Origin of the sequence: Mycobacterium sp. 1081908.1 (genome assembly GCF_001673535.1) — a bacterium.
Lineage (GTDB): Bacteria > Actinomycetota > Actinomycetes > Mycobacteriales > Mycobacteriaceae > Mycobacterium.
The window spans coordinates 32,718-44,346 of record NZ_LZLY01000049.1 but is presented as its reverse complement, the minus strand read 5'-3'; the positions used below and the strand labels follow the sequence as shown (position 1 = coordinate 44,346).

The window sequence follows — 11,629 nt, the reverse complement described above, 5'->3', positions numbered from 1 at the left end:
ACGGTTCACCGGTCAGGCCGTGGCGCGGGCCCAGGTCGGCGGCTTCCTTGATGCGCCGGGCGGCTTCGGCGCGGGTGTCGAGTTTGCCGTTGACCGTCAAGGGAATCCGATCCACCCGGATGACCGCGGCGGGGATCATGTAGTCGGGCAGCCGTTGGGCCAGCGCGGTGCGGGCTTGGGCGGGATCGGCCGTGCCGGTCACATAGCCGACCAGCCGTTTGTCGCCGGGGCGGTCCTCGCGGGCGATCACCACCGCCCGATCGACCTCCGCCACATCGGCCAGGGCGGCGGCCACTTCGCCGAGCTCGATGCGGAACCCGCGGATTTTGACCTGTTCATCGGCGCGGTCCTGGTAATCGAGCTGTCCATCGACGCGCCACCGGACCAGGTCCCCGGTGCGATACATCCGCGCCCCGGGCGGGCCGAATGGGCATGCCACAAACCGGGATGCGGTCAACCCACTACGACGCCAATACCCGGCGGCAACGCCGGCGCCGGCCACATACAACTCACCCACCACCCCGGTCGGCACCGGCCGCAACCACCCATCCAGCACAAAAAACGCCGCCGCGGCGATCGGCGAGCCGATCGGCGGTGTCCCCGCCCCCGCCGTCAACGCCGGTGTGGCGCACGCCCACATCGTGGTCTCCGTCGGGCCGTAGGTGTTGATCACCACCCGCCCCGGCGCCCACCGCTCCACCACCTGCGCCGAGCAGCGCTCCGCACCCAACACCAACGCCACCGGCCCCAACCCCGCCGGATCCAACATCGCTGCCGCCGACGGGGTTTGGCTCAACACACCGACCCGCTCGCCAACCAGCAGCGCCTGGAAGTCCTCCGGGGAGCGGGTCACCGACTCGCCCACCACCACCAGCCGCCCCCCATGCAGCAGCGCACCCCAGATCTCCCACACCGAGGCGTCGAACGCCAAGGAATGACACTGCGTCCACACCCGACCCGGCTGCGTCAGGCCCCCATCCAGCGACTCGAACAGCTGCGTCACATTACGGTGCGTCGCCGCCACCGCCTTGGGCACACCCGTGGTACCCGACGTGTAAATCAAATGCGCAACATCATCCGGGGCTGGACCGGGCAAACCGGTGCACGGATAGCCCCCGACCCGTGGATCGGTGACATCGAGCACCGCAACGCCGAACCCGGCCAGCCGCCCGCGCAGGCCGGTGGTAGTGAGCACCACCACCGGCGCAGCATCGGCGAGCACAAACCCAATACGCGCCGGCGGATGCTCAGGATCGATCGACACATAGGCCGCCCCGGTCTTAAGCACCGCCACAATTGCGGTGATGGCTTCGACTGAACGGGAAAGCAACAGTCCCACCCGCGAACCCCGGCCTACCCCCTGCTCAACGAGCAGGTGCGCCAACCGGTTCGATGCCTCATCAAGCTCGCGATACGTCCGCTGCTGCCCCGCGCAGCTGAGCGCCACCGCACCCGGCGTGCGGGCCACCTGGGCGGCAAACAACACCGGAATCGACGTCCCCACAACGGTTTTACTCAACGCCGCCCGGTTACCGACAGCATCCAGCCGGGCATGGTCCTGCTGATCGAGCAAATCAACCGCCGACAACCGCCGCCGGGGATCAGCGCACATCACCGCCAACACCCGCCGCAACCGCTCAACTAAGGCGGTGATGCTGTTCGGGTCGAAGACCTCGGTGGCGTACTCGATCCGCAGGCCCAGTTGCTGACCCGGCAACACCTGCAGTGTCAGCGGGTAATGATTGAACTCACGACCGCTGATCGCGGTGATCGTCAATTCCCCGGCATCCTGCGAGGAACCCAAGGGATAGTTCTCATAAACGAACAAGGTGTCAAACAGGCTGTCGTGTCCGGTAATTCGGTGAATCTCACTCAGCGGCAGATGCTGGTGATCCACGGTGTCGTTATGAACTCTTTGTAACTGCGCCACCAGGTCCTCGGTGGTAATCGCCGGACTCAACGTCGCGCGCACCGGCACCGTGTTGATCAACAAACCCACCATCGATTCCGCACCGGCAACCTCGGCCGGCCGGCCCGACACCGTGGTCCCGAACGCGACGTCACTTTGACCGGTCAACAAACCCAACAACTGCGCCCACGCCCCCTGCAGCACAATGTTGACGGTGGAGTGTTGTGCACGGGCCAGCCCCTGCAGCGCCTCGGTGACGACGTTAGACAGCCGCGCCGAGTGCACAGCGCGCGCGGCGAACCCCAACCGCTCCGGCCGACCCACCAAAGTCGGCGCCCCAAACCCCGCAAAAACAGTGCGCCAGGCGCCACGCGCGGCCTCAACATCCTGACCGGCCAGCCAAACCAGAAAGCGTCGATACGGCACCGGCGGCGGAAGTGCTTGGCTCCCATACACGGCCACGATTTCCCGCAGTAGAATCTGCAGCGACCACCCATCCAACACAATATGGTGATTGGTCAACACCAGCCGATAATCCTCGACACCAGTGCGGATCAACACCACCCGCAACGGACACTGCTGGGCCAGATCAGCAATCCCGACACGCTCTTCCGCACAAATCCGCTCAATCTGCTCCCCGGGATCCGCCCCATTACCCGTCAGATCGATAAACCGCCACGGCAGCACCGGATCAGCCGGTACCACCTGCACCGGCTCGGCGAGCTCACGGTGGACGAATCGGGCTGCCACGTTCGGATGACGAGTCGCCACGGTCCGCACCGCCTGATGCAGGCGGTGCGGATCAACCCCACCGGACAAGGCGATATCCAGTTGCACCACATACGGATCTGTGGAACCGTCCGAGTCGCTGGTATGGACGAGCAATCCCCGCTGGAGCGGGGTCAAGGGCAACACATCAGCGACCTGATAGACGCGTTCGAGGGCTTCGATCTGCGTTTGGCTCAGCTGCGTGAGCCGGACAGTCTCATCGAGCTGGCCCTCGGCTCCGGCGGAAACCCTGGCTACCCGAGCTACTCGCTCCACCGTGCGCTCGACGAAAATGTCGCGCGGCCGGCATAGCACCCCTGCCGCGCGCGCTCGCGCCGCCACCCGGATCGACAAGATGCTGTCGCCGCCGAGGTCGAAGAATGATTCATCGATGCCGACACGCTTGAGCCCGAGTACCTGCGCGTAGATGTCGGTCAGGATTTCCTCGACGTGGGTGGTGGGGGCGCGGTAGCGGTCAGTGTCGGCGTAACCCGGGGCCGGCAGGGCCTGGGTGTCGAGTTTGCCGTTGGAGGTCAATGGGATCTGCTCCACCGCGATCACGGCGGCGGGGATCATGTAGTCGGGCAGCCGGTCTGCCAGCGCCGTGCGGGCTTGGGTGGGGTCGGCCCGTCCGGTGATGTAGGCGACCAGGCGCTTGTCACCCCGGCGGTCTTCGCGGACGACGACCACCGCCTGCTTGACCCCACCGTGCGCGGTCAGCGCGGCGCGGACTTCTCCGAGTTCGATGCGATGGCCGCGGAGTTTGATTTGGTCGTCGGCACGCCCGACATAGTCCAGCTGCCCATCGGTGCGCCACCGCACCAGATCTCCGGTGCGATACATGCGTGCCCCGGCGCCACCAAACGGGCAGGCCACGAACCGAGACGCGGTCCATGCGCTGCGGCGCCAGTATCCGGTGGCCACCCCCGCACCGGCGACATACAACTCGCCGACAATGCCCACCGGCACTCGACGCAGCCACCCGTCCAGCACGAAAAGGCCCGCGCCCGATATCGGCGACCCGATCGGGGCCCCTGCCCCGGCGGAAAGAGGCGCGCTCATCGACGCGTACACCGTGGCCTCGGTCGGTCCGTAGGCATTGACCATCACGCGCCCCGGCGACCACCGATCGGCCAGCTCGCGCGGACAGGCCTCCCCGGCCACCACCAGTGTCACGCCGGCCAGCCGGTCGGGGTCAAGAACGGCCAAGGCCGACGGCGTGAAGTCGGCGTGCGAAATGCGCTGCCGGGCAATTAGGTTCGTCAACTCTTCGCCTGGTAAGCATTCGTCTGCGCCGGGAATCACCGCGGCCGCCCCGGTCAGCAACGCGCACCACAGGTTGCCCACCGACACGTCGAAGACCAGCGGAGCGAACTGCAGGATCCGACTCTCCGGCGTAATGTCAAGCCGTTCAGCACAACTGGCCACCAGATCGGCGATGCCGGCGTGGGTGACGGTCACGGCTTTGGGGATACCGGTGCTGCCCGAGGTGTACATCAGATACGCAATGCCATTTGCGTCCGGCGCCGGTAGTGCGGTGCCGGGCTGGGCTTTGAGGGCGGCGTCGTCAACATCGAGGACCAACAGGTCGGACCCGCGTAACCGCGACCGCAGCCCCGTGGTGGTGATCACGGCGAGCGGAGCGGCGTCGGTAAGGGCAAACTCGATGCGCGCTTTGGGGTGTTTGGGCTCCAGGGGCAAGTAGGCCGCCCCTATTTTCAGCACCGCCAGGATAGCCGCGATCGCCTCCACCGATGGAGACAGAAGTAGCGCCACTATGTCCCCCGGGCCCACCCCGTGACCAAGCAGCCAGTGCGACAGGCGGTTTGCCGTCTCGTCGAGCTCGAGGTAGGTCCTCGAATCTCGCCCACATACCAGTGCCACCGCGTCCGGGGTGCGGGCCACCTGGGTGGCGAACAACTCCGGAATCGACAGCGCTGCATTGGTAGGGGCTAGTGCAGCGAGGTTGCCAACAGTATTGAGGTGGGTGCGCTCGGCGTCCTCGAGCACATCAACGCGGGAAAGCCGCTGCCCCGGGTCGGCGCACATCGCTGCCAGCACTCGCTGTAAGCGTTCGGCCAACAACTCGATGCTGGCTGCGGTGAACACCTCGGTGGCGTACTCGACTCGAAGTGTTAATTGCGGGCCGGGGATCACTAGCAGGGTCAATGGGTAGTGGTTGAACTCGCGGCCACTGATCGCGCTGATGGATAGCCCCGGGACATTCGATGTGGCTGAGGTGTCCAGCGGGTAGTTCTCGTAGACGAACAAGGTGTCGAACAATGCCTCGTTTCCGGTGAGGCGGTGGATAGCACCCAGCGGCAGGTGCTGGTGTTCAAGCGTGTTGTTGTAAACGCTTTGCAATTGCGCCAACAGGTCCGCGGTGGTGGAGGTCGCGGTCAGCACCGCGCGTACTGGCACGGTGTTGATGAAGAGGCCCACCATGGATTCGGCGCCGGCCAATTCGGCCGGCCGCCCCGAGACCGTGGTGCCGAACGCGACATCCTGCCGGGCGGTCAACAGGCTCAACAGCTGCGCCCACGCCGCCTGCAGCACGATGTTGAGGGTGGTGTGCTGCGCGCGCGCCAGCTCGGCGATCGCCCCGGTACTGGCCGTGGTCAGCTGAAACGATTGTGCGCAGCGCTCGGCGAACTCTAATCGCTGCGGGGGACCCACCAGGGTGGGCTCCTTATAGCCGGCGAACAGGGTGCGCCACGCGCGGTGGGCGGCCTCAACATCCTGGTCGGCCAGCCACGCCGCATAGCGGCGATACGGCACCGGCGAAGGCAGGGGCTGGCCGCTATAGTCGGCGAAAATCTCTCGCAACAGGATCGGCAGTGACCAGCCATCGAGCACGATGTGGTGATTGGTCAAAACGAGCCGGTATCTTTCGTGATCGGTGCGGATCAGCGCGAGCCGCAACGGGCACTGCTGAGCCAGATCAGCGATGCCGGCGCGCTCGTCGGCACAGATTTGTTCGATGTGTTCCGCGCGATGCGCGCCGTCGTTGGCCAGGTCGATAAACCGCCACGGCACAACGGGATCGGCCAGAATCACCTGCACCGGCTGGTCGAGCTGTTCGTAGACGAATCGGGCCGCCACGTTGGGGTGGCGAGTGACGACGGTTTGCACCGCCTGACGCAGACGATGCCGATCGATCCGACCGGCCAGCGCGATATCCAGTTGCACCACGTAGGGATCGGTAGAGCCGCGTGGGTCACTGGAGTGAATCAGCAAGCCCTGCTGCAACGGGGTCAGCGGCAACACGTCAGCGATCCGGTAGGCCCGTTCGAGGGCCTCGATCTGGGGCTGGGTTGACCGCGCGAATGTGAAGTCCGACGGGGTGAACCCACCTCCGCCATCCAGCACGTGCGCGCAGATGTCGGCGAGCGCCTCAAACCACAGCCGGCTAACCCGGCTGACCTCGGCGGCATCGACTTTGGACGATGCCCAACTCCACTCAGCGCGCAGCTGCGGACCGGAGCCGGTGTCCACGGTCAGAGCGTTGAGCTCCACAGTATGCGTCAGCGGCATGGCCACGGCGGCTTGGGCGGGATCGCTGAACGGCGCGCCGGGCTGCACGATCTGCCAGTCCTCAGTGGGGACCGAAGCGTCAGCCGCCACTTTCAGCCGGCCCAGGTAGTTGAATCCGATCGGCGGGTCGGGTCCGCTCAGGTCGACGTCGGTGTTCAGATAGCGCAGTACGCCGTAGGTCCACCCCTGCGGCAAGGCCCGAAGTTGCTCCTTGGCGTCCTTGATGACCACCCCGAGGGTTGCCCGGGAGTCGTGATCCACGACCAAAGCCACGGGGTATTTCGTGGTGAACCACCCCACCGTGTGCGACAGATCGATGTTGGCGCCCAGTTCTTCATGGCGGCCGTGGCCCTCCACGCCGATGCCGATCGGCGCAGTACCGCAGTTCAGGAATCCCGACCATGCCAACCCGAACGCGATCAGCAGAATGTCTTGCACGCCAGCATGAAACGCCGCCGGTACCTCGCCGAGCAACATGCGGGTGGTCTCGACGTCCAACTGCACCGACAGCTGGCCGGCGGTCGCAAACGTATCCACCGCCGGATCGACCGCCGGCAGTAAGGGGCGCGCCGCCATGATCTGCTGCCACCGGTTGGCCTGGTCCACAACTTGCGGGCGGCGGGCATGCTCGGACAGAACCGATGCCCACCGGCGAAACGAGGTGCCCCGCCTTGGCAGCGCAGGCGCCTGCCCGGCGCGGTGCTGACCCCACGCGGTATTGAGATCATCCAGCAACACCTGCCACGAGACGGCATCGACGGCCAGATGGTGAATCATGAGCACCAACTGTCCGGTAGCGGTCGCCCACAGCGCGCTGAGCATCATCCCGGTCCTCGGATCCAATCGGGACCGCGCGGTAACCAAGGCCTCGTCGGAGAACACCTCGACGGTTCGCAAACACCTGCGGGCATCCAACAATTTCGGCGGCTGCACGTCTAACGTCCATTGCCCCGTCGGTCCGCCCGCACTGACGCGAAGGCCTAATATCGTGTGGCGATCCACCAACGCCTGCAGTAACACCACCACATCGGCCTCACGGATCCCGGCCGGGGCCTGCAGCAGCATGGTCTGATTGAACTGATCGACCGGTCCCTGCACGCCTTGCAGCCAGCACATGATCGGCGTGGAAACCAGCTGCCCCACACCGTCATCGATCTCGTCGTCGAGTTCGGCGATCACCCGGGCCAGCCGGGCCACCCCGGCCACGGTGCGTTCGGCGAAGATATCGCGCGGCCGACACAGCACCCCGGCGTCGCGAGCGCGCGCCACGACCTGGATCGACAGGATGCTGTCGCCTCCGAGGTCGAAGAATGACTCGTCCGCGCCCACCTGGTCGAGGCCGAGCACGTGGGCGTAGATGCCGGCCAAGATCTCCTCGACCGGGGTTGAGGGGGCGCGATAACGCTCGGTGCTGCCATAGTCGGGGGCAGGCAGGGCGGCCTTATCGAGCTTGCCGTTGACGGTCAGCGGTAACCGGTCTAAGCCGATCAGTGCTGCCGGCACCATATAGTCGGGGAGCCGCTCGGACAGTGCGGTTCGTAGCTGCGAGACCTCTACTGCGCCAGTGACATAGCCGACCAGGCGCTTGTCGCCGGGGCGGTCCTCGCGCGCGATGACCACCGCCTGCTCGACTCCGGGGTGTTCGGCGAGCGCGGCCGCCACCTCACCCGGCTCGATGCGGAATCCGCGGATTTTGACTTGCTCATCGGCGCGGCCGAGATAATCCAGCTGGCCATCGGTGCGCCAGCACACCAAATCCCCCGTGCGATACATCCGTGTCCCGGTCCCACCGAACGGACATGCCACGAACCGGGACGCGGTCAATCGGGCCTGGCGCCAATACCCCGCGGCCACCCCGGCACCGGCGACGTACAGCTCGCCCACGACGCCGACGGGGACCGGACGCAACCACCCATCCAGCACGAACAATGCGGCGCCCGACACCGGCGAACCGATCGGCGCGCCGGACCCCTCGATCAGCGGCACGCTCATCGACGCGTATACCGTGGTCTCGGTTGGACCGTAGGCATTGATCACGGTGTTGCCAACGGCATACCGGTCTGCCACCTCGCTAACGCAGGCCTCACCGGCCACCACCAGCGTGACGCCTGCCAACCGATCAGGCGGAAGGGCGGCCAACGCCGATGGTGTGAAATCCGCATGCGTAACGTGCTGCCGGGAAATCAGGTTCACCAATTCCTCACCCGGAAGTGCCTCATCGGCCTCCGGAATCACCGCAGCGGCCCCGGTCAGCAACGCGCACCACAGGTTGCCCACCGATACGTCAAAGATCAGCGGAGCGAACTGCAGGATTCGACTCTCCGGCGTAATCTCAAGGCGCTCAACGCAAGTGGCAATCAAATCGGCGACGCCGGCGTGGGTGACCGCCACTGCCTTGGGGACACCGGTGCTGCCCGAGGTGTACATAAGATACGCGATGTCGTCGGGGCATGGCGCGGTCGGGGCGGCCCTGGGCTGGGCGTCGACCGCCCCGGAGGTGACATCGAAGATCAACAAGGCCGACCCCTCCAGCTGCGACCGGAGGTCTGTGGTCGTGATCGCGGCGATCGGCGCGGCGTCGGCGAGCATGAACTCAATCCGGGCCGGCGGATGCCCCGGATCGATGGGGAGGTAAGCCGCCCCGGTTTTCAGCACGGCCACGATGGCGATAACGGCGTCGGCGCAATGGGGCAGCAGCAGCGCCACCACATCGCCGGGCCCGACCCCATGGCCGGCTAGTAGGTGCGCCAACCGGCTGGCGGCTTCCTCAAGTTCGTGGTAGGTCAGAAACTGTCCGGCGTAGCTGACCGCGATCGCGTGCGGGGTGCGGGCCACCTGCGCAGCGAACAGCGCCGGAATCGGCACCGGTACAGCGGCATTGATCAGCGTGGCGCGGCGGGTCGCGACGTCGAGCCAGCTGTGTTCGTGCGCGGCGAGCAGATCCATCGATGACACCGGGCGAGTGGGGTCGGCGCACATCGCTGCAAGCACCCGCTCCAGCCGGTCGATGAGGGCAGCGATGCGGTGTCGATCGAAGACCTCCGTTGCGTATTCGACTCGCAGGCCCAGTCGGGTTCCGGGCGTCACTTGCAGGGTCAGTGGGTAATGGTTGAACTCGCGGCCGTTGATCGCGGTGATCGCCGTCCCCTGGGCATCCAGCGAGGACTCCAGGGGATAGTTCTCATAAACGAGCAGGGTGTCAAACAGCGCTTCGTGTGCGGTGATTCGGTGGATGTCGCTGAGCGGTAGGTGCTGGTGTTCGACGGTTTCGTTGTGGGCGTTTTGCAGCTGGGCCAGCAGGTCTGCGGTGGTGGTGGCGGGAGTCAAGATCGCCCGCACGGGCACGGTGTTGATGAACAGCCCCACCATGAACTCCGCGCCGGCCAAATCGGCCGGCCGTCCAGAAACGGTGATCCCGAACACGACATCGTGCTGATTGGTCAGCGCGCTGAGCAGCCGCGCCCACGCCGCCTGCAGCACGGTGTTGAGGGTGGTGTGCTGGCGGCGCGCCAGGTCGGTAAGGGCTTGGGTGGTGTGGGTGGGCAGCTGCACGCGGTACACCTCGCGCGCGGCGAAGCCGAGCCGATCCGGCGGGCCCACCAGCGTTGGTGAGTCAAAACCGGCGAACAGCGTGCGCCAGACGCCGCGGGCGGCCTCGATGTCCTGGGCGGCCAGCCAGGACATAAAGCGGCGATAGGGTACCGGCGGCGGAAGTGGTTGGCCGCCATAGGCGGCGAAGATTTCCCGTAGCAGGATCGGCAGCGACCAGCCGTCGAGCACGAGGTGGTGGTTGGTCAACACCAGCCGATAGCGCTCGGGCGCAGTACGAATCAGCACCGCCCGCAGCGGGCACTGGTGGGCGAGCTCTGAGATCGCCGCGCGCTCGGCAGCGCAGATCTGCGCGACGCTCTCGTCTGGGTGCGCGCCGTCTTCGGTCCGGTCGTTAAATTGCCACGGCACAATGGGATCGGCCACGATAACTTGGACCGGCTCGTCGAGCTGCTCGTAGACGAATCGGGCCGCCAAGTTGGGGTGGCGAGTAAGCACGGTTTGTACCGCTTGATGCAGACTGTGGGGATCAATGCGGCCGGCCAAGTCGATTTCGATTTGCACCACATAGGGTTCAGCGGGGCCGTGCGGGTCGGCGGTATGGACGAGCAAGCCTCGCTGCAGCGGGGTCAGCGGCACGACATCGCTGATCTGGTAGGCGCGCTCGAGGGCCTCGATCTGAGCCTGGCTAAGCCGGGTGAAGGCGAAATCCGAGGGAGTGTGTCCGCCGCCGCCGGCGCTGACGTGGGCGCAGATGCCCCTCAGGGCCTCAAACCACAGCTGGCTGAGTCGGCCGATCTGGGCAGCATCGAGTTTGGAAGGCGCCCAACTCCAATCGGCGCGAAGGCTGGGGCCGGCGTCGGTGTCGACGGTGAGGGCGTTGAGCTCCACGGTGTGCGGCAGCGGCATGGCCACCGCCGCGCGGGCGGGGTCGCTGTACAACGCACCCGAATCCAGGATCTGCCATCCCTCAGCAGATGCGCCGGGACTCCGCGCGCCGCCCAGCCGGCCCAGATAGTTGAACCCGATCGTCGGGTCGGGCCCGCTCAAATCGACGTCGCTGTTCAGATAGCGCAGCACACCGTACGTCACGCCCTCGGGTACGGCGCGAAGCTGCTCTTTGGCGGCTTTGACGATCGCGCCCAGCGACGCCTCGCCGGCGACGACCTGTGACCAACTCAGACCACTGACCGCGAGCGCCACCGGGTATTTGGTGGTGAACCACCCCACCGTGTGGGACAGGTCGAGATCCGGTCCGAGTTCCTCGTTACGGCCATGACCCTCCACGTCGATACCGACCGGCCCGACGTGTACGGTCAGGAATTCCGCCCACGCCAAGCCGTACGCGATGAGCAGGATGTCTTGCACGCCAGCATGAAACGCCGCAGGCACCCGCCCCAGGAGCAGGTGTGTGGTAGCGGCATCCAATGACACCGAGAGATGGCCCGCGGTCAGAAACGTATCTACCGCGGGATCGGCCGCAGGCAATGCCGCAGGGGTCGCCATGATCTGCTGCCAGAGGCGCGCCCGGTCCGTCACGTCCGGGCGACGGGCGCACTCGCCCAGCACCGATGCCCACCGGCGAAAGGAGGTCCCCTGGATCGGCAGCGCCACCGGCTCATCACTGCGGTGCTGCTTCCAGGCGATGTTGAGATCGTCCAGCAGGATCGGCCATGACGCCGCGTCGATGGCCAGGTGGTGAATCACCAACGCCAGCTGACGCGTCGCGGTTATCCACAATGCGCTGAGCATCACCCCAGCAGTCGGGTCCAGCCGGCGCCGCGCTCTCACCAACGCCTCGTCGGTCAACACATCGACGGTGTGCACGCACCGACGGGCATCGACCGCTCCCACCTCGGGCACCCGTAA

The 11,629-nt window shown here is 66.2% G+C and carries 1 protein-coding gene (running past one end of the window); it reads right to left on the bottom strand.

From position 1 onward, the window contains the following. Positions 1–11,629 carry part of the coding region annotated (locus tag A5655_RS07265; RefSeq protein ID WP_067007448.1) for a non-ribosomal peptide synthetase on the bottom strand (this coding region is incomplete at its 3' end). 10,857 nt of the annotated region lie beyond the right edge of the window, so 11,629 of the 22,486 annotated nt are shown.